Annotated in this window: 19 protein-coding genes; 9 read left to right on the forward strand and 10 right to left on the reverse strand. The window is 70.9% G+C overall.

Annotation, left to right across the window (positions count from 1 at the left end; all coding sequences use genetic code 11):
* The first annotated feature begins 95 nt into the window (after window positions 1-95).
* On the forward strand, window positions 96-1,004 hold the full coding sequence (gene pdxS / locus ACFYTT_RS15165; protein WP_131053937.1) for a pyridoxal 5'-phosphate synthase lyase subunit PdxS: 909 nt from the start codon (window positions 96-98) through the stop codon (window positions 1,002-1,004).
* 75 nt (window positions 1,005-1,079) lie between these two features.
* Window positions 1,080-1,685 carry a pyridoxal 5'-phosphate synthase glutaminase subunit PdxT gene (gene pdxT, locus ACFYTT_RS15170; protein ID WP_387259573.1) on the forward strand — a complete coding sequence of 202 codons (606 nt, stop codon included), beginning with the start codon at window positions 1,080-1,082 and terminating at the stop codon, window positions 1,683-1,685.
* A gap of 197 nt (window positions 1,686-1,882) precedes the next feature.
* On the opposite strand, the gene ACFYTT_RS15175 is transcribed toward pdxT, so the two are convergent.
* The 3 genes from ACFYTT_RS15175 to ACFYTT_RS15185 are packed head-to-tail and all read right to left on the reverse strand — an operon-like array spanning window position 1,883 to window position 4,736.
* Entirely contained in the window at window positions 1,883-3,265 is a 1,383-nt protein-coding gene (locus tag ACFYTT_RS15175) for a type IV secretory system conjugative DNA transfer family protein (protein ID WP_387259576.1), read from the reverse strand.
* A gap of 14 nt (window positions 3,266-3,279) precedes the next feature.
* A complete protein-coding gene (locus ACFYTT_RS15180; RefSeq protein WP_131053940.1) occupies window positions 3,280-3,816 on the reverse strand; it encodes a hypothetical protein in 537 nt (178 codons plus the stop codon).
* Window positions 3,813-4,736 (reverse strand): hypothetical protein, encoded by a 924-nt coding sequence (locus ACFYTT_RS15185; RefSeq protein ID WP_131053941.1) that lies wholly within the window; start codon window positions 4,734-4,736, stop codon window positions 3,813-3,815. Before ACFYTT_RS15185 ends, ACFYTT_RS15180 begins: the two co-directional genes overlap by 4 nt.
* 611 nt (window positions 4,737-5,347) lie before the next feature.
* Here ACFYTT_RS15185 and ACFYTT_RS15190 point away from each other — a divergent pair.
* The 3 genes from ACFYTT_RS15190 (at window position 5,348) to ACFYTT_RS15200 (ending at window position 8,181) form a co-directional block, all read left to right on the forward strand.
* The gene (locus ACFYTT_RS15190) at window positions 5,348-6,097 is read left to right on the forward strand and encodes a YebC/PmpR family DNA-binding transcriptional regulator (protein WP_131053942.1); all 750 of its coding nucleotides are present in this window, start codon (window positions 5,348-5,350) and stop codon (window positions 6,095-6,097) included.
* A gap of 192 nt (window positions 6,098-6,289) precedes the next feature.
* On the forward strand, window positions 6,290-6,904 hold the full coding sequence (locus tag ACFYTT_RS15195) for a winged helix-turn-helix domain-containing protein (protein ID WP_387259579.1): 615 nt from the start codon (window positions 6,290-6,292) through the stop codon (window positions 6,902-6,904).
* Window positions 6,901-8,181, forward strand: coding sequence for an MFS transporter (locus tag ACFYTT_RS15200; RefSeq protein WP_176093269.1), 1,281 nt, complete (start codon window positions 6,901-6,903; stop codon window positions 8,179-8,181). Before ACFYTT_RS15195 ends, ACFYTT_RS15200 begins: the two co-directional genes overlap by 4 nt.
* A 94-nt stretch (window positions 8,182-8,275) precedes the next feature.
* On the opposite strand, the gene ACFYTT_RS15205 is transcribed toward ACFYTT_RS15200, so the two are convergent.
* Complete coding sequence (locus tag ACFYTT_RS15205; RefSeq protein ID WP_387259583.1) at window positions 8,276-9,154, reverse strand: nuclear transport factor 2 family protein; 879 nt, start codon at window positions 9,152-9,154, stop codon at window positions 8,276-8,278.
* Window positions 9,155-9,242: 88 nt separating this feature from the next.
* Between ACFYTT_RS15205 and ACFYTT_RS15210 the strand changes: the two genes are divergently transcribed.
* The 3 genes from ACFYTT_RS15210 (at window position 9,243) to ACFYTT_RS15220 (ending at window position 11,281) form a co-directional block, all read left to right on the forward strand.
* The gene (locus tag ACFYTT_RS15210; RefSeq protein ID WP_387259586.1) at window positions 9,243-9,434 is read left to right on the forward strand and encodes a hypothetical protein; all 192 of its coding nucleotides are present in this window, start codon (window positions 9,243-9,245) and stop codon (window positions 9,432-9,434) included.
* A gap of 293 nt (window positions 9,435-9,727) precedes the next feature.
* A complete protein-coding gene (locus tag ACFYTT_RS15215) occupies window positions 9,728-10,267 on the forward strand; it encodes a DUF402 domain-containing protein (RefSeq protein ID WP_387259588.1) in 540 nt (179 codons plus the stop codon).
* A 69-nt stretch (window positions 10,268-10,336) separates the two neighbouring features.
* Window positions 10,337-11,281 (forward strand): GNAT family N-acetyltransferase, encoded by a 945-nt coding sequence (locus tag ACFYTT_RS15220; RefSeq protein WP_387259590.1) that lies wholly within the window; start codon window positions 10,337-10,339, stop codon window positions 11,279-11,281.
* Window positions 11,282-11,422: 141 nt separating this feature from the next.
* On the opposite strand, the gene ACFYTT_RS15225 is transcribed toward ACFYTT_RS15220, so the two are convergent.
* The 4 genes from ACFYTT_RS15225 to ACFYTT_RS15240 form a co-directional block, all read right to left on the reverse strand.
* Window positions 11,423-12,484, reverse strand: a complete 1,062-nt coding sequence (locus ACFYTT_RS15225; protein WP_131053744.1) for an ABC transporter permease — start codon at window positions 12,482-12,484, stop codon at window positions 11,423-11,425.
* Window positions 12,481-13,374 (reverse strand): ABC transporter ATP-binding protein, encoded by an 894-nt coding sequence (locus tag ACFYTT_RS15230; protein WP_131053743.1) that lies wholly within the window; start codon window positions 13,372-13,374, stop codon window positions 12,481-12,483. Before ACFYTT_RS15230 ends, ACFYTT_RS15225 begins: the two co-directional genes overlap by 4 nt.
* Window positions 13,375-13,452: 78 nt before the next feature.
* Window positions 13,453-14,151 (reverse strand): response regulator, encoded by a 699-nt coding sequence (locus ACFYTT_RS15235; RefSeq protein WP_387259592.1) that lies wholly within the window; start codon window positions 14,149-14,151, stop codon window positions 13,453-13,455.
* The gene (locus ACFYTT_RS15240; protein ID WP_131053741.1) at window positions 14,148-15,428 is read right to left on the reverse strand and encodes a sensor histidine kinase; all 1,281 of its coding nucleotides are present in this window, start codon (window positions 15,426-15,428) and stop codon (window positions 14,148-14,150) included. Before ACFYTT_RS15240 ends, ACFYTT_RS15235 begins: the two co-directional genes overlap by 4 nt.
* Window positions 15,429-15,518: 90 nt before the next feature.
* Here ACFYTT_RS15240 and ACFYTT_RS15245 point away from each other — a divergent pair, with 90 nt between their 5' ends.
* Entirely contained in the window at window positions 15,519-16,241 is a 723-nt protein-coding gene (locus tag ACFYTT_RS15245) for a GNAT family N-acetyltransferase (protein ID WP_387259596.1), read from the forward strand.
* Here ACFYTT_RS15245 and ACFYTT_RS15250 read toward each other — a convergent pair.
* Both ACFYTT_RS15250 and ACFYTT_RS15255 read right to left on the reverse strand, forming a co-directional pair.
* On the reverse strand, window positions 16,135-18,102 hold the full coding sequence (locus tag ACFYTT_RS15250; RefSeq protein ID WP_387259599.1) for a M48 family metallopeptidase: 1,968 nt from the start codon (window positions 18,100-18,102) through the stop codon (window positions 16,135-16,137). The genes ACFYTT_RS15245 and ACFYTT_RS15250 overlap by 107 nt on opposite strands.
* Before the next feature lie 7 nt (window positions 18,103-18,109).
* Window positions 18,110-18,706: a LemA family protein gene (locus tag ACFYTT_RS15255; protein WP_176093276.1), complete on the reverse strand. Its 597-nt coding sequence runs from the start codon at window positions 18,704-18,706 to the stop codon at window positions 18,110-18,112.
* Window positions 18,707-18,770: the final 64 nt, after the last annotated feature.

Below are 18,770 nucleotides of genomic sequence, written 5' to 3' on the forward strand. Positions count from 1 at the left end.
GCCACCACGCCTGGAATTGGCTGTCGGAGGGGCGTCGCGCCGCGCGTAGCATCTGCGCTGCCCCCGCCCCGAGCCGCCTGAGGAGCCTGTCCCAGATGACTTCCCCGACCAGCAGTGCCACCCCGGTCGTCGGCACCGGCCGCGTCAAGCGCGGCATGGCCGAGATGCTCAAGGGTGGCGTGATCATGGACGTGGTCACCCCCGAGCAGGCCAAGATCGCCGAGGACGCCGGAGCGGTCGCGGTGATGGCGCTGGAGCGGGTCCCCGCCGACATCCGCGCCCAGGGCGGGGTCTCCCGGATGAGCGACCCCGACATGATCGACGGCATCATCCAGGCGGTCTCCATCCCGGTGATGGCCAAGGCCCGGATCGGGCACTTCGTGGAGGCGCAGATCCTCCAGGCGCTCGGCGTGGACTACGTCGACGAGTCCGAGGTGCTGACCCCGGCCGACTACGCCAACCACATCGACAAGTGGGCGTTCACCGTCCCGTTCGTCTGCGGGGCGACCAACCTGGGCGAGGCGCTGCGCCGGATCACCGAGGGCGCGGCCATGATCCGCTCCAAGGGCGAGGCCGGCACCGGTGACGTCTCCAACGCCACCACCCACATGCGCAAGATCCGTCAGGAGATCCGGCGGCTCTCCACCCTGCCGACCGACGAGCTGTTCGTCGCGGCGAAGGAGTTGCAGGCGCCGTACGAGCTGGTCAAGGAGGTCGCCGAGAGCGGCAAGCTGCCGGTGGTGCTGTTCACCGCCGGTGGCATCGCCACCCCCGCCGACGCGGCGATGATGATGCAGCTCGGTGCCGAGGGCGTCTTCGTCGGCTCCGGCATCTTCAAGGCCGGCAACCCGGCGCAGCGGGCCGCCGCCATCGTCAAGGCGACGACGTTCCACGACGACCCGGACGTGCTGGCCAAGGTCTCCCGGGGGCTCGGTGAGGCGATGGTCGGCATCAACGTCGACGACATCCCGGTCCCGCACCGCCTCGCCGACCGCGGCTGGTGACGTGAAAGGAAGGGCCCCCTGCTAACGCCTCGTGCATAGCAGGGGACCCCTGCTAACACCTCGGAAGGAACGCCTGTGACGGCACCCGTGATCGGTGTGCTCGCCCTGCAGGGCGACGTCCGCGAGCACGTCGCCGCCCTGACCGGGGCGGGCGCGCAGGCCCGACCGGTACGCCGGCCGGCGGAGCTGGACGCGGTCGACGGCCTGGTCATCCCCGGCGGGGAGTCCACCACGATCAGCAAGCTGGTGGACATCTTCGAGTTGCGCGAGCCGATCGCCAAGCGCATCGCCGCCGGCCTGCCGGTCTACGGCTCCTGCGCCGGCATGATCATGCTGGCCACCGAGGTCCTCGACGGCCGCCCGGACCAGCGGGGCTTCGACGGCATCTCGATGACCGTCCGGCGCAACGCGTTCGGCCGCCAGGTCGACTCGTTCGAGGCACCGGTGGAGATCGCCGGGGTCGAGGGCGGCTCGCTGCACGCCGTCTTCATCCGCGCCCCGTGGGTCGAGCGGGTCGGCGACGACGTCGAGGTGCTCGGCACGGTCACCGCCGGCCCGGCCGCCGGGCGGATCGTGGCCGTACGCCAGGGCAACCTGCTCGCCACCTCGTTCCACCCGGAACTCACCGGCGACGCGCGGCTGCACGCCTACTTCGTGGACCTGGTCCGCGCGGCGGGCTGACCGCACTACGGGGACGCGCTCGCGCCGTCGGATCGAGCAGGCCACCGGCGTGGCCGCGCGCGCGGGCGGGTCGACCACGCACCCGGGGGGGCCGCCTTCGCGCGGAGTGCGCGACCTCCACCACGGGTGTGGCCACGCTCGCGCGGACGGCTCGACCGCGCCGCGCGGACGGCTCGACCACCTCCCGGGCGTACGCCTCACCCGGGCGGTGGTGGGGTGCCGTGTCGGGGGTTGGCGCGGGCCCAGCCGCGTAGCACCGGGTCGGTGAGGTGGTTGAAGCGTTCCATCTTCGTGGGCCATTCGTTCTTGAACGCGATGACCTGCTCGTCCGGGGCGAGTTGCAGCAGTTCACCGACGCTGCACCCGATCCGCAGCGACAGGGCGGTGGCGGCACCGAAGTTCGCCGGGCTGAACACCTGGAGCACGCCCGAGTTGTTGATCATGGTCTCGGCGGCGACGCCGTAGAGGTTGGACAACTGCGCGAGGTCCTGCCAGAAGGTCCAGGTGCGCAGCCCGTACCCGCGCAGCAGCGTGATCGCCTCCTGGAGCAGCGAGAACCGGCCGAGCTGAGCCGCCTCGTCGATGAGGAACAGCAGCCGGGACTGGTTGATCGACCGGCTGTTCATCACGTAGTACAGCAGGCATCCCACCCAGGCCCGCAGCAGGCGTTGGTGGGTCCGCAGCTTGTGCGGCGGGATGACCACGTAGATGGAGATCCGGCGCTCGGGGTCGGTCAGGTCGCTCAGGGCGAAGCTCGTCCGGGCGGTGGCGTCCACGGTGCGTCGGGAGCTGAAGGCGGCCAGCTGCTGGGCGGCGGTCACCACGATCCCGCTGAAGGTCTTCTCCGCGTCCGCGATGCTGAGCAGCATCTCGAACTCCTGTCGGGTGCCCGGCGGCATCGACGTCGACCGCGTGTCGAGCGCCACCGCGAGCCGGTAGCGCAGCTCCGACTCGAAGAGCTGGGTACGCAGCTCCTGCAGGGTGTCGGGCCGGTCCGGCTGGCCGGTCATCAGGTCGGTGGCGAGCGCGGCGATCAGCAGCTGCGCCATCTCGTCCCAGAACGGGTCGGACAGCGACGGGATGCCGCCCATCAGGATGTCGGAGAGCAACCGGCCGAAGTCCTCGGGCTCCTCGGCGGCGGCGTCGTCGCGTCGCAGCGCGCCGAACACGTCGAACGGGTTCAGCGAACCCCGCTCGTCGCTGCCGCCGTGGCTGGCACCGAACGGGTCGAGCAGCACGATCTCGTTGCCGAGTACGGTCCGGCGGTGCTCGTGCGTGACGTCGTAGTTCTCGCCCTTCGGGTCGATCACCACCACCGAACCCTCGTAGGTGAGCAGGTTCGGGATGATCACGTCCCGGCCCTTGCCGGCTCCGGTGGGCGCGATCGTCATCAGGTGGCTGTCGTCGTCCGAGGCGACCACCGGACCCAGTTGGGCGTCGTCGATGATGTGTTCCTCGCCGAGGCCGAGGCGGGCGCGTACGCCGGTGTCGCTGGGTCGCCGTTGGGCGAACTGGCTCTTGGACAGCGGCTCGGGTTCCAGGTGACGCACGACTGCCCGGCCGAGAATGAGCTTGGACATCCGCGACTGCCTCTCTAGGGGTTCCGGCTGATGCGGGCCGGACGGACTCCGGCCATGGCGCCGCTGCCGGTGCCGGAGACGACCGTCAACGGCAGCGGCTGCTGGTAGTGGTTGCCCAGCACGTCGAAGTACTCGATCTCGACGAGCACCAGACTCGGCTGCGCGATCTGCGGTGGGTCGACGAACCTGAGCCGCTGCTCGACGTCCGTGGTGGGCATGACGACGTCCGCCTTCGGGGCGCTCAGGGCCTCGAACGCCAGGCTGGTGCGGTCGATCCGGATGCCGGCGATCTGGATGCCGAGGATCGGCCCGGCACCGACGTTGCGGAGCCGGACGGAGAGCACCACCAGGGTCTGCCCGCGCCAGGTCAGCCGGGAGTCCTGGATCATCGGGACGGGGATGATCGAGGCACGTAGCTGTTCGGCGGCGACCCGCACCTCCCGGTCCGAGGAGCGGTTGTTCTGCCAGGACAGGAAGAGTGCGGCGATGCTGCAGACGAAGGTGGCCACCAGCCCCGCGAACTGGATGACGTTGAGCGTCTCCTGCGTCACGGCATGGTCCCGACGGCGCAGGAGAACTCGCAGTCCTTGAAGAAGTCGGCGAGGAAGCCCTTGACGACGCGGTCCCGGAAGAAGTCGCGGTACGGGACCGTGTACTGCTCCAGCAGGAACTCGGGCCGTGGGGCGATGCGCGACTCCAGAGCCGGGTCACCGTCGCCGACGGTCTCGGAGATGCAGTAGAAGTCCAGCCAGATGCCGCGGTAGCCCTGGTTCGAGGGGGCCTGGATGTCGTAGATCTCGCGGACGTGCACGTCGGGGGCGACCTCCCGGAAGTTGGAGATCTCCACGTCGAGCCGGCCGGTGCGCAGCGGCCCGGCCGCACCACCGCTGGGTACGGAGAGGAATCGGCCGTCCTCGCCGGGGCGGTGCGACAGCAGGTTGCCGATCAGTTGGTGGCTGCTGACCGGACGGGGTGCGCGTACCGGAATGAAATCGTAGGTGAGCAGGGAGAAGAGGTAACTGGTCCGGATCGGTTGCAGGTCGAAATCGGAATGGAGGATGTCGGACAGGTCGATGGCGATTCGCGACACCAGCCCCTGGATGTAGGGCATGAACACCCGGTACCAATTGTGGAAGAGGCGCAGCGACGATCCGGGCCGTTCGAGGATGATGCGCAGGTCGCGCCGGATCGCCATCCGGAAGCCGAATGACGAGTCGTCGTAGACGATCCCGATGTTGCCGTCGGACCAGTCCAGCCGCAGGTGCTGCACCGAGTACAGTTCGGCGGCCTCCAGCACCTCGGCGACACTGCGGTACAGCCGGGCCCCCACGGCGCGTTTGTGCTCGGGCGGAAGGTCGAGATCCTGCGCGTACGGCAGTTCCACCATGAGCGAGAACTTGTTGAGCGCGCTGACGCCGCCCTTGCCGATCATCGGCAGATCGCGGCCGAATTCCTCGAATTCCTCCAGCACGTATCGCCTCCCGGGGTCGGTGTGCTGCTCACGACAGCGACAGTGTGTGGCACCCGGGCCAGTCGGAAGAAGCGTGCCCGGGGGCCGGAAGAATGCCCGTTTGGCGGATCCTCGGCAATTGCCGGATGTGCCGGGGAGGATCGTCGGGCGGTTTTAGGGGAATTGCGATGCGCGCCGTCGGCGACCTCTGCGTCATCTGTCGGGAAGCCGCCAAGAAGGCGACTCCGTCGACCCGACGGCACCGGGACGGATCGCGCCCGCCGCCGCGCGCGCCGAGGCGCTCACCGCGCTGCTCACCGAGATCGAGGCGGCGGTCGTCGAGCGCCGCACCGACCCGGACCGGGCCGAGCAGGCGGTGCTCGGCGACGCGGCGGGTGTGCGATCCAGTGGCTTTTGTCTGATCTGTGAAGCTCGGGAGAGATCGGGCCGGCGGCCGACGTGCGGCGGGTGACGACCACCTGCCGCACGTCGGTAGGATTGTCGAGATTCGGCAGGGCCATCTGGCCGCCAGGCTTCCACCAGAGCTGACCGGCACCACCGCGTGCGCGGGTGCGGAGCAGGGCGTGCGCGGTGCGGTCGATGCAGACGGCGGGTAGCAACGGAGGTAACAGATGTCCGGCCACTCAAAGTGGGCGACGACCAAGCACAAGAAAGCGGTCATCGACGCCAAGCGCGGCAAGATGTTCGCCAAGCTGATCAAGAACGTCGAGGTCGCGGCGCGGACCGGCGGCGGTGACCCGGCCGGCAACCCGACCCTCTTCGACGCGATCCAGAAGGCCAAGAAGAGCTCGGTCCCGAACGACAACATCGACCGGGCGGTCAAGCGCGGCTCCGGCCTGGAGGCCGGCGGCGCCGACTACCAGACGATCATGTATGAGGGGTACGGCCCGAACGGCGTCGCGCTGCTCATCGAGTGCCTGACCGACAACCGCAACCGCGCCGCCACCGAGGTGCGCACCGCGCTGACCCGCAACGGCGGCTCGTTCGCCGACGCCGGCTCGGTGTCGTACATGTTCTCCCGCAAGGGCGTGGTGATCGTGCCGAAGGCGGGCACCACCGAGGACGACGTGATGCTGGCCGTCCTCGACGCGGGCGCCGAGGAGGTCAACGACCTGGGTGAGGCGTTCGAGGTGGTCTCCGAGCCGGGTGACCTGATCGCCGTACGCACCGCACTCCAGGACGCCGGCATCGAGTACGAGTCGGCCGAGTCCTCGCTCATCCCCAGCGTCACCGTGCCGCTGGACGAGGAGGGCGCCCGCAAGATCTTCAAGCTGATCGACGTCCTGGAGGACAGCGACGACGTGCAGAACGTCTTCGCGAACTTCGACGTCTCGGACGAGGTGATGGAGGCGGTCGGCTGATCCGCCGCACCGCCGACGCATCCGTGGACGGCCCGGCACCCGGTCATCGGGTGCCGGGCCGTCCGCTGTCCGTCAGGCCACCGGCCGCAGCGGGAACAGGGTCGGCAGCGGCTCCTGGGCGATCCAACGGCTCACGTATCCGGGAGTGGGTGGGCACTTGCTAGAGATATCTTTATAAAGCATCCTCTAGTAATGACCGAAGAGGTGCCCCGACGATCGATCACAGTCACTGACCCCCGTGCTCTGCGGGCGTACGCGCACCCGTTGCGGATGCGTCTGATCGGGCTGCTGCGCGGCGAAGGGCCGATGACCGCGACGCAGGCGGCGGCCCGGCTGGACGACAACGTGCCGAACTGCTCGTTCCACCTGCGGCAGCTCGCCAAGTACGGGTTCGCCGAACGGGTTCCCGGGGCGGACGGCCGGGAACGGCCCTGGCGGGCCACCACCCAGTACACGTCCTGGGACGACGACTCCGACGACCCGGCGATGCGAGCCGCCACGGACGAGATCAACAGTGCGATGGTCGACATCTATCTGCAACGTGCCCGGGACTACCTCGCGATCCGTGCCGACGAGCCCACCGAGTGGCGGGCCGCCGCCGGTTTCGGTGACGCGTTGCTGCACGTCACCACCGCCGAGCTCCGCGAGATCACGGATACGGTCGACGCGCTGCTGGCCCGGTACGACGAACGGATCGGCGACCCGGCGAAACGCCCGCCCGGATCCCGCCCGGTGACGTTCGTCCAGATGGCGCTGCCCCGTGGGGCCGCCCCGGCGCAGGAACCGGCGGGCGGAGAAGGGCCGTGACGGAGACTCCCGTCCTGGCCGACGCCGCACCGCCGCCTCGGTCGCGTCGGCCGCGCCTCCCAGGGCTGCTCCGGCGGACGGCGTTTCGCCGTTACTGGTCCGCGCAGACCGTCTCGCTCTTCGGCGACCAGATCACCATGCTCGCCGTACCGTTGCTGGCCCTGCTCGCGGTCGGCGCCGGACCTGCCGAGATGGGCTACCTGACCGCCGCCTCGCTGCTGCCGAATCTCTTTTTCTCCCTGCCGGCCGGCGCCTGGGTGGACCGGTACCCGTACCGACGCCAGGTCATGATCGTCACCGACCTCGGCCGGGCGGTCCTGCTGCTGGCCGTGCCGGTGCTGTGGTGGGCGGACGTGCTGAGCCTGCTGCTGCTCTGCGCCATGGTCTTCCTGGTCGGGACGCTCTCGGTCTTCTTCGAGGTGGCGCACCAGAGCCTGTTCGCCGCACTGGTCCGGCGAGCGGACTACGTGGACGCCAACAGTCTGGTCAACGGCAGCCGGGCCATGGCGCACGTGGCCGGTCCGAGCCTCGGTGGGGTGCTGGTGCAGGTGCTCACCGCCCCGTTCGCGCTCCTCTCCGGCGTCGTCACGTACCTGGTGTCGGCAGTCTTTCTGAGCCGGACGGAGGTCACCGAGCACTCCGTCCGCAGCGACTCCGCCCGGGGGATGGCCGCCGGTGTCCGGTACGTGGCCCGCTCCGAGGTGCTCCGGGCGACTCTGCTCGGCACCACCACGCTCAACCTGTTCAACTTCATGTTCGCCGCGCTGTTCGTGTTGTACGTGACCACCGAGCTGGGTGTCTCACCGGGCATGCTGGGCCTGGTCATCGGGGCCGGCGCGGTCGGCGGACTGCTCGGCGCGACGGTCACCGGACCGGTCAGCCGCCGGATCGGGATCGGCCCCGCAGTGCTCCTCGGTTTCGTCGTGTTCCCGGCCCCGCTGCTGCTCGTGCCGTTGGCCACGGGACCGCAGCCGCTGGTGCTCGCCTTGCTGTTCGCCGCCGAGTTCGTGTCCGCGCTGGGCGTCATGATTCTCGACATCGCGGTCGGTTCGGTGCAGATCGCGGCCACTCCGGTGGCGATGCTCGCCGTGGTCTCCGGCTTCCGGCGCACCGTCAACCACGGCATCCGGCCGATCGGCGCCCTGGTCGGCGGGGCACTCGGCGCGACGCTGGGGGTACGTCCCGCCCTCTGGATCGCCGCCCTCGGCGCCCTGCTCGGGGTGCTCTGGGTCGTCTTCTCCCCGCTGCGCACCATGCAGACACTGCCCGAGACCTGAGCTTCCGCTGCTCTTGCCGATCCGCGCGTCCGGCGTCGCCATCTCGGAGATCTTGGACAGTTGCCGTCTCGCGAGGACGGTAACTGTCCAAGATCTATGGTTGGCGGTCCGCGAACAGGCCGGTGGGTGGGGGGATGCGACCCTCCTTGGCGTGCGAGTAGTCGCGGGACTCGGTGACCAGGCCGTCGGCGTCGAAACGGACCACCGTGCAGCCGGAGAGGGTGACCGGCTGGTCGTACGGGTAGGTGATCGCCCAGTATTCGACGGTCGCGGTGTCGCCGTCGACGCGGGGAACGCCGAACCAGACCTCGGCCGGTCGGGCCTCCTCGCCGAAGCACTCCTCGACGTAGGCGCGCAGCCCGGCGCGGCCCCGGCACGGGCGGAACATCGACGCCCAGTGGTCGCCCTGCTCGGCCTGCAACTCGACGATGCGTTCCCCGTCCTGGGCGGGCCAGCCCGTGGCCCAGGCGTCGGCCCATCGTTGGGCCGCGTCGCGTACGTCCATGATCGTGCTCCTCGGGTCGGCGGGTGCTGGACTTCTACCAGCCACGGGTGACATTCCGGCCGGGTCAGGTGGCTGTCGCCGGGGCGGTGGCTGCCGCCCGAGCTCCGGCGTTTGCCCGGCCTGTGGCTGCCGCCAGGACTGTGGTGCTCGCCGGGACTGTGGTGCTCGCCAGGACTGTGGGGTCGCCCAGGCCAGGAAGCGGTTGTACAACTCGCCGGGTGTCGGCAGCGGGCCCTCGGTGAGCCGCAGCAGGTCGCCGGTGGCGTCGAACAACTGGCCGGCGAGATAGACGGAGAGACCGACCCGATCGAGGTCGTACTCGACCCGCAGCAGCATCCGGGCCGCCGGACACGGCCAGTCCCGTGAGCAGGCTCGACACGTCCAGCGGGGCCGGTCGGGCAGGTGCTGGTACACGGGATGCAGCCGACCCAGCGGCTCACGATCGGGCGAACTGCTCAGCGCGGCCATCTCATTATCCTGCATCTGCTAGCTGCGATCGTCAACGCCGATCAGTGTTAACGATCGCGCTTCGATCGGGGATGCCTACCGTCAACATGTGGGCGAGTTCGTGGGTATCGCGGAGATCCGAGGGATGCTCGGCGGCGTCAGCCGCGCCCGTGCGTCGGTGATTGCGTCTCGACGAGACTTCCCAGCGCCCTACCAAGTGCTGATCATGGGCCAGATCTGGCGGAAGTCGGATGTGCAGGCGTGGATCAGGGAGCATCGGCCGGAGCTGGCGGGGGACTGACCAGCACACACGCTGGAGGAGCGGTGACGGAGACGGGACGCTTCCATCCCGGTGACGTGGTCGTCCGCCGGGAGATCCTGCGCTTCGAGGTGCCGCGAACGGCGTCACGGCCTGCTCGATCCGGGATCGAGTGGTCTCGGGGTGCCGGGGAAGGCACTCGATCCCCGATCGAGCGTGATCAAGGCCGTGAGCAAGAGCGTGATCAAGGCCGTGAGCAAGAGCGTGAGCAAGAGCGTGAGCAAGGCCGTGACCAAGAGCGTGATCAAGAGCAGGGCCGTGAGGTCTGGTTCGCCGTGCCGACGATCTGCGTCGAGGACTCCGCCGACCTGCTGGCGCTCTATCTGCCGACGGGAGCCGAGTTCGGTTTCCCCGACTACGGCACCTTCCCGTGCGGACGGCACCCGTGGCAGGCGGCCGGGCACACCGCCTGGACCGGACACGGCAAGTTGATGCTCCAGCGCCCCGGTGAGGTGCACTCGGTCGACGTGTTCTGGTCCGGCCCGCAGCGCGACTTCGCCGGGTGGTACTTCAACCTCCAGGACCCGTTCCGGCGTACCCCCATCGGGGTCGACACCCTCGACCACGAGCTGGACCTGTGGTGGGCGGCGGACGCCGACCGGTACGTCTTCAAGGATGTGGAGATCTTCGCCCAGCGGCTGGTGGAGGGGCGCTACCCGGGGATGGGGGAGGCGATCCGCGCCGAAGGCGACCGGATCGCGGCCCTACTCGATGCCGGTCAGCGTTGGTGGGACGAGTCCTGGGCGGCCTGGCGGCCCGACCCGGGCTGGCCGACGCCGCGCCTGCCCGCCGGTTGGTCCACCGTCCCCTGCTGACCTCGACGGCGGTCCCGGCGGCACCGAATTGCCTCGACAGCCCGGCCGGGGTCCTGCGAGGGTGCCCGGATGACGGATCTCGGTCTGCACGAGCTGCGGTTGATGCAGGGGTTGGCCCAGCAGGTGATGGAGCTGCGGCCGGAGCTGGTCAACGGCGAGGCGACCGTCGGTGAGCTGGCCTGGGGCTGGGCCAAGGACCACGACGCCCTGCACCGGTACTGGCGGCACCGGCTGTGGTTCGTCGACGACCGGCTGGCCGCGTGGGGGTGGGCGTACCTGCCGCACCGGGTGGCGCGCAGCGACGGGACGTTCCGCGAGGTCACCCGGGCCAACCTGATCTGGCAGGCGCATCCGGACCGGCCGGAGCTGCTGGCCGAGGTCCTCGACTGGTACGACGAGGTGGCCGGCGACGTCGACCGCGCACTGACCGTGCAGGTCGGGGACGCGGCGTCGCGGGCCGCCGTGGCCGCCCACGGGTACGTGTTCGACGCCGAGACCGGCTCCGACACCGGCTCCTGGGTGCAGTTCAACGCGCGGGAGCTGGTCGACGTGCCGGAGCCGGTGCTGCCCGAGGGTTTCCGGCTGCGTACCGCCGAGCACCTGTCGGCGGTGGCCCTGGCCCGGGCGCACCGGGACGCCTGGCCCCGGTCCAGTTTCACCGACACCGCCTGCGCGCGGGTGCAGCGGACCTGGCCCTACCGTGCCGACCTGCACGTGCTGGTCGAGGCGCCGGAGGGCACGCTCGCCGCGACCGCGATCGTCTGGCTCGACGAGGCCACGCGGACCGCCGAGTTCGAACCCGTCGGCACTCACCGGGACTTCCGGCGGCGGGGGTTGGGCACCGCCTTGCAGCTCTACGGGATGCAGCTCGCCCGCGCCGCCGGGGCACGCCGCATGCTGGTCGCCTGCCTCGGCGCTCCGGGCCATCCGGCCGCCCGGGGCCTGTACCTCGGTGTCGGCTTCCGCGAGTTCACCCGCGACCTGCCGCACCTCAAGCTCGCCCGAGGGCGTTGACGGCACGACCTGCCGTAACTCGCCCTCGCCCGAGCGCGCTGACAGCGACGCGCTGACAGCGACGCGCTGACGGCGACGCGCTGACGGCGACGCGCCGACGACCCCGTGCGGGGCCGCCGGCGCGTGGCGCGGGTCGGACGGTCAGCCGATCGTCTCGCGCTCCCGCCAGGCGGTCCGCAGCGAGGTGCGGCCGTTGGTCCGCAGCAGCGACCCCTCGTAGACGCGGGCCCCGGCCAGCAGGAACCCGGCCGCCGCCACCAGCAGCAGCGCCAGCGAGGCGAACAGCTCCCAGAGCGCCGCGTCCCCGGCGAACAGCCGCAGCGGCATCGCCGTCGGCGACGAGAACGGCAGGTAGGAGAGCACCGTCATGGCGGTGGGGTTGTCGTTGAGGAAGACCACCCCGAAGAAGGGCAGCATCACCGCGAGCTGCACCGGCGTCGACACCCCACCGATGTCCTCCAGCCGGTTGACCAGCGCACCGGCCGCCGCCCACATCGCCGCGATCAGCACGAAGCCGAGCAGGAAGAACGGGATGAACCAGCCGATCGCCGGGCCGAGCAGGGTGATCATGTCGGTACTGCCGCTGAACGCCATGCCGGCCACCGCGACCAGGGCCACCAGGGCTATCTGACCGAGCGCGAGGATCGTGCCGGCGAGCATCTTGCCGGCCAGCAACGCCTTGACCGGTACGGCCGCGACGAGGATCTCCACGATCCGGGTCTGCTTCTCCTCGATGATGCTCTGCGCGATCTGCACGCCGAAGGTCTGCGAGGTGATGAAGAAGATGAACGCGAACGCGAACGGCACCAGGAACGCCAGCAGCGGGTCGATCGCGTCCGGGTTCAGCAACTCGACCGGAGGCCGGGTGCTCAACGCGTTGACCACGTCGTTGGGGGCGTCGTTCATGGCCAGCACCCTCGGGCCGGCGACGACTGCGGCGTCCGTGTCACCGTCGCGGACGGCCTGCTCGGCGGCGGCGTCGTCGGGGACGACGCGTACCTCCAGACCGGCCGCGCGCAGCGGAGCCGCCGCCGCCTCGGTCGCCGCCACGGTGGACGGCCCGCCGGAGAACAGCGGCGGCAGGATGGTCGCCGCCGCGGCGATCAGCAGGAAGACGACCGTGCTGATCAGGAAGGTGCGGTCGCGCAGCTTGACCCGGATCTCGCGGGCGGCGACCAGTCGGGTGGCCTGCATGGTGTTCACTGGGCGACCTCTCGGAAGATCTCGGCGAGGGAGGGCGTGACCGGACGGAACGTGCGGACCGCGCCACGCTCCAGCGCGGCGCGCAGCACGACCTGCTCGTCCGCGCCGGGCGTCAGGTCGACGACGGCCCGGGCGCCGTCCAGGTCGACCAGGGTCACCCCGGGCTGGTCCCGCAGCCAACCGGCGTCGGTCTCCACCACCAGCTCGTAGCGGGGTGTGGTGTACGCGGCCCGCAGCTCGTCACGGCTGCCGGCGGCCCGGATCGACCCGTCGGCGATGATCACGAGGTCGTCGCAGAGCCGCTCGACGACATCCAACTGGTGGCTGGAGAAGAGCACCGGGGCACCGGCGGCGGCGCGCTCGCGCAGCACGGCCACGACGGTGTCCACGGCCATCGGGTCCAACCCGGAGAACGGCTCGTCGAGCACCAGCACCTCGGGGTCGTGCACCAGGGCGGCGGCGATCTGGGCACGCTGCTGGTTGCCCAGCGACAGCGTCTCCAGCAGGTCGTCGCCGCGCTCGCCGAGCCCGACCCGCTCCAGCAGGTCGTCGGTGGCGCGCCGGGCGCCCTCGGCGGTCAGCCCGTGCAGCCTGCCCAGGTAGACCACCTGCTCACGGACGCTCATCTTGGGATAGAGGCCGCGCTCCTCGGGCATGTAGCCGAACCGTCCCCGGATCTCGCGGCTCAGCGGCGCGTCCCGCCACGTCACCCGGCCCGAGTCGGCGGCGAGAACACCGAGGATGATCCGCATGGTGGTGGTCTTGCCGGCGCCGTTGCCGCCGACGAAGCCGGTCATCCGCCCGGCGACGACATCGAAGGACACATTCTTGAGCACCTGGCGGTCGCCGAAGCTGCGGTCGACGCCGTCGAGGCGGAGTACAGGGGTCACGTCCTCCACGCTAGGAGTTCGGTCCTCGACTGCCCTCCGTCCGTCGACGGAAATCCGGGCTCCTCCTCCGGGTGGAGATCACCCGCCGGGCCGGACCACCCCCTGCTCGTACGCGAAGACCACCGCCTGCACCCGGTCACGCAGACCCAACTTGGCCAGCACCCGGCTGACGTGCGACTTCACGGTCGCCTCGCCCAGGTGCAGGGCGGTGGCGATCTCGGCGTTGCTGGCTCCGCCGGCCACCAGGACCAGCACCTCCCGCTCCCGGGGGGTCAGGTCGCGCAGTGCCTCCTCCGGGGTGGGACCGCCGACGGTCCCGGTCGCGCCGCCCGGCCGGGCGAACGTGGCGATCACCCGGCGGGTGAGTTCCGGGGCGAGCAGACCGTCTCCCCGGGCCACCACCCGGATCGCGTCGACCAACGACTCCGGCGTGCCGTTCTTGAGCAGGAACCCGCTCGCCCCGGCGCGCAGCGCGGCGAACAGGTAGTCGTCCCGGTCGAACGTGGTGAGCATGAGCACGGCGGGGCCGCCCGGCTCGTCCGTCTCGGTGCTGATCCGGCGGGTGGCCTCCAACCCGTCCACGCCGGGCATCTCGACGTCCATCAGCACCACGTCCGGACGCAGCGCCCGCGCCATGGCGACCGCCCGTTCCCCGTCGGCGGCCTCGCCGACCACCTCGATGTCGTCCTCGATCTCCAGGATCACCCGGAAACCGGTCCGCACCAGGTGATGATCGTCGGCGAGCAGCACCCGGACCGGCGGCGTCGCCCCGGTCACGTCGTGCTCCCGGCCGCCAGCGGCAGCGGGAACCGGACCCGCACCCGCCACCCACCACCGGTACGCGGGCCCACCTCCAGCTCGCCGTCGTGGGTGGCGACCCGTTCCCGCATCCCGACCAGCCCCAACCCGTCGTCGTTCGCCGGGCGGGTGGCCCGTCCGTCGTCGGTCACCTCGACCTCCATCTCCTGGGCCAGATAACGGACCCGGACGTCGAGCAGGGTCGCCCCGCTCGCGTGTTTCAACACGTTGGTCACCGCCTCCTGCACCACCCGGTACGCGGCCTGGGACACCGACTCGGGCAGCGGCGTCGGGTCGCCGTACACGCCCAACGTGGCGTGCAGCCCGGCCTCCCGCGCCCGGTCGACCACGGTGGCTATCCGGTCGACGCCGGCGGGCTGCCCGGTGCCCTCCGGGCCGTTGTCCCGGGCACGCAGCACCCCGAGCATCCGTCGCAGCTCGTCCACCGCCGTCCGGGCCGACTCCTCGATCGAGGTGAGCGCGGTCCGTGCCTTGGCCGGATCCTTGTCGAAGACCCGACGGCACGCCGCCGCCTGCACACCCATCACCGACACGTGGTGGGCGACCACGTCGTGCAGCTCCCGGGCGATCCGGACCCGCTCGCCGACCACCGCGTGCTGCCGGGCCTCCGCCTGCGACCGGCGCAGCCGCTCGGCCTGCTCGGCCAGCTCGTGCTGCCGGCGGGCGGCGATCCAGGCGGTCTCGCCGAAGAAGTACGCGAACCCGAAGAACAACACGTTGATCAGCAGACCGGTGACGATCGCCGCGAGCACCGGCGGCACCGGCCCGAGCGCGTTCTCGAAGGAGTCCGGGGTGATCTCGTCGAGGCTGATCGAGTACGCGATGGCGAGCCAGGCGAACATGGCGGCGATGATGCCGATCCGCAGCCGCCGGGACATCCGGTGGTTCGGCCCCCAGGCGCCGAGCGTGAAGATGGCGGCGAACAACGCCCACTGGGAGAGCTGCCACTCGGGGACGGCCCGGACCTGCGCACCGATGAACGCGGCGGACACGGCCAGCGTGGTCACGACCGGGTACCGGCGTCGCCAGATCAGCGGCAGCGGCACCGCGACGGTCCAGAGGATCTGTTCGAGCCAGGACGGCGGAGGCCCGAGCAGGAACGTGCCGGTGCTGCGGGCCAGCGTGAGGCTGAACAGGGCGATGACCGTCGCGGCCAGCCCGGCGTAGAGGTCCAGGCGCCGTTGCTCAGGCGTGGGGCCCGGCCGCCGCCAGTCGTCGCTGCTCTCGGTGGTCACCTGCTGAGAATGCCATCCCGCCGCATGGTGGGGCGGCGGGCACCTCCGGCGGCCGGATGAGGGATGTGCCACGCCGGTTACGCTGCCCCAGTGTTGACGCCTGACCTGCCGATCGAGACCGAGCGACTGCACCTGCGGCCCTTCCAGCCGTCCGATCTGACCGGCCTGCACGCCTACTTCGCCGACCCGGCCGCCCACCGCTACCTCTACAGCGAGGCACCCCTCGACCTCGACGGCACCCGCGAGGTGCTGGCGCGGCGGCAGCAGCGGACCGCGCTGCGGGAACAGGGCGACGCGATCCAGTTGGCGGTGGTGCTGCGGGAGACCGGGCAACTCGTCGGCGACGTGCTGTTGTGCTGGACCAGCGCGGAACACCGGCAGGGCGAGATCGGCTACCTGCTGCACCCGGACCACTGGGGACGCGGTTACGCGACCGAGGCGGCCCAGGCCATGCTGGCGCTGGCTTTCGACCGGTGCGACCTGCACCGGGTCGTCGGTCGGTTGGACGCCCGCAACACCGCCTCCGCCCAGGTTCTGACCCGGCTCGGTATGCGGCGCGAGGCGCACCTGCGGGAGAACGAGTACGTCAAGGGGGAGTGGGCCGACGAGGTCATCTACGCGATGCTGGCCCGCGAGTGGCAGGACCGCCGTCCGGTCGCCGCGCCGGTCGTGCCCTGCCGGGCCCGACCGGCGGGTGGTGCGGCGGTCAGCCGATGCCGTCGCCGGCCATCGGCGGCAGCGGGCAGTGCAGCAGGCCGCAGATCGTCCGCAGCAGCTCGATCTCCGGCACGGTCATCATCCCGTCGTGGCTGATCACCGCCACCACGGCGGCGACCAGCCGCTCCTTGTCGCCCGGACGTAGTCCGTCCAGCACCGGCCAGGCGGTCTCCAACGCGTGTACGCCGTTCTCCGGCGGCGCGTACGGCAGGGAGGTGCCGGGCAGCAGCGTGGCGACACCGGCCTGGAACGCCTGCTCGGCGGCGGCCCGGTCACCGTGCCCGACCTGGGCCAGGAGGGCGAGCAGGTGGGCCGCCGCGGAACGGGAGTCGGTGAGCGTACGCCGGTCGGTGCGCCACCGGGAGTCCGGCTTGAGTGACTCCTGGATCTCGGCCAGCAGCAGTCGGGAGAGGCAGTACTCGGACACGTTGATCGCGCCGTCGGCGTGGATCAGCGTGAACACGGCCGCCATCAGCGACTCCAGTTCCCCGTTCGTACGGGCGCGCAGGGCCGGGAACGCCAGTTCGGCCAGGGGCAGCCGGAGCATCGGGTGCAGTCCGGCCACCTCGTCGGCCTCCCGCAGGGCGGCGTCGGCCAGCGCCTGACCGTGCTGCCGGGCGATCGCGTCGTACTGGTGTCGCCGTACGTCCGGCTCGGCCGCGAGCAGCAGCCCGAGCACCAGTGGCGCGGCCGAGTCCCGGTTGCGGGCCCGGTCCAGCAGCGGTTGCGGGATGCGGTCGAGGATCGCTGCGGCGTGCGTGTACGCCGTCTCGGTGGGTGCGGCCACCCGGCCCAGCATCTCGGCCGGCGCGACGCGTACCCGGGTGCCCTCCACCGGCAGCGCCGCTGCGGCCGGGCGGGCGGAGTCACGACGGCCCGGCGCGGTGCCGGGACCGCTCGGGGCCAGGCCGAGGGCGATGTCCTCCTGCCGTCCCGACGGCGGTGCGGCGGCCCAGCGCTGGGCGAGCTGCCGCAGCTCGTTCGGGTCGAACGAGGGCTCCAACGCCTGGATCCGCTTGGCCAGCGGCGGGTGGGTGGCGAGCCAGGACGCCCGGCCCGCCTCGCCGAAGAGCATGTGCCCCACCTCGTCGCGCTTGGGCGTGCGCAGCTCGGAGCCGTCGGAGAGGCCACCGATCTTCTTGAGTGCCCCGGCGATGCCGCTGGTCTGCCGGGTGAACTGCACGGCCGAGGCGTCGGCGAGGTACTCCCGCTGCCGGGACACCGACGCCTGGATGAGCCGGCCGGCGAGCACGCCGATGTACCCGGCCACCAGCAACGCCAGCCCGACCAGCATGAACGGCAGGGCACCACCGTTGTTGTTGCTGCGGCTCCGTCCGCCGCCGAGGGCGCCGGCCCGGGCCAGGCCCCGACCGACCACGGTCAGGAACAGGATGCCGAAGAGCAGGCCCATCAGCCGGATGTTGAGCCGCATGTCGCCGTTGACCACGTGGCTGAACTCGTGGGCGATGACGCCCTGGAGTTCGTCGCGGTTGAGCCGTTGCAACGCGCCCCGGGTGACCGCGACGGCCGCGTCGGAGGGGCTCCACCCCGCCGCGAAGGCGTTGATCGCCGTCTCCTCCGGGAGCACGTAGACCTCGGGCACGGGTACGCCGGAGGCCAGCGCCATCTCCTCGACGACGTTGCGCAGCCGCCGCAGCTCCGGGTCGGTGGTGTCCGCCGGAACCGGGACCCCGCCCAGCTCACGGGCCACCTTCCCGCCGCCGCCGCGAAGCGTGAGCGTCCGCAGCGTCGCGGCCAGCCCGATCGCGGCGAGGGTGGCCACGGTGACCATGACGATCATCCCGGCGAGCTGGGGCGGGTTGCTGGTGCCGACGTTGAAGGCGAACACCACCGCGAGGTTCACCACCACCACGATGCCGATGACGGCCAGCACGAACAGCAGGACCAGGCGGGTCGACAGCCGGCGTACCTGGCGCTGTCGTTCGAAGAAGTTCATCGGTGCCTCAGAACGACACCTGCGGGGCGTTGCGCTGCGTCGGGTCGTCCGGCTGGAACAGCGCCGCCGGACCGAACGAGAACATCCCGGCCAGCATGCTCGCGGGGAACACCTCGCGCTTGTTGTTGTAGGCCATCACCGAGTCGTTGTACGCCTGCCGGGCGAAGGCGACCCGGTTCTCCGTGGAGGTCAGCTCCTCCGACAGTTGCATCATGTTCTGGTTGGCCTTGAGGTCCGGGTACGCCTCGGAGAGCGCGAACAGTCGGCCCAGCGTGGCGCTCAGCGCGTTCTCCGCGCCGCTGAGCTGCTGCATCGCCGCCGGGTCGCCGGGCGCGGCCGACGCGGCGGTCTGCGCGTTGACGGCGTTGTTGCGCGCCGAGATGACCGCCTCCAGCGTCTCCCGCTCGTGCTTGAGGTATCCCTTGGCGGTCTCCACCAGGTTGGGGATCAGGTCGTGCCGGCGGACCAGCTGCACGTCGATCTGCGCGAAGGCGTTACGGTACGCGTTGCGGGCCCGGACCAGCCCGTTGTAGATCGACACGCCGAAGCCGAGCACCGCTACGACGATCACCACCAGACACAGCAATCCGATGATCAGTTCCATGGCCGCTCCCTCGGTTGCACGTCGGTTCCAGCGCTCATGATCGTACGGGCGACGGTCCAGAGCT

This window comes from Micromonospora sp. NPDC003816 (assembly GCF_042874705.1).
Classification (GTDB): Bacteria; Actinomycetota; Actinomycetes; order Mycobacteriales; family Micromonosporaceae; genus Micromonospora.

Coding starts and splice junctions, on each gene's coding strand:
- ACFYTT_RS15220 (WP_387259590.1), top strand. CDS start 10,337: ATGACGGATCTCGGTCTGCACGAGCTGCGGTTGATGCAGGGGTTGGCC.
- ACFYTT_RS15205 (WP_387259583.1), bottom strand. CDS start 9,154: ATGGCCGCGCTGAGCAGTTCGCCCGATCGTGAGCCGCTGGGTCGGCTG.
- ACFYTT_RS15255 (WP_176093276.1), bottom strand. CDS start 18,706: ATGGAACTGATCATCGGATTGCTGTGTCTGGTGGTGATCGTCGTAGCG.
- ACFYTT_RS15190 (WP_131053942.1), top strand. CDS start 5,348: ATGTCCGGCCACTCAAAGTGGGCGACGACCAAGCACAAGAAAGCGGTC.
- ACFYTT_RS15195 (WP_387259579.1), top strand. CDS start 6,290: ATGACCGAAGAGGTGCCCCGACGATCGATCACAGTCACTGACCCCCGT.
- ACFYTT_RS15250 (WP_387259599.1), bottom strand. CDS start 18,102: ATGAACTTCTTCGAACGACAGCGCCAGGTACGCCGGCTGTCGACCCGC.
- ACFYTT_RS15175 (WP_387259576.1), bottom strand. CDS start 3,265: ATGTCCAAGCTCATTCTCGGCCGGGCAGTCGTGCGTCACCTGGAACCC.
- pdxS (WP_131053937.1), top strand. CDS start 96: ATGACTTCCCCGACCAGCAGTGCCACCCCGGTCGTCGGCACCGGCCGC.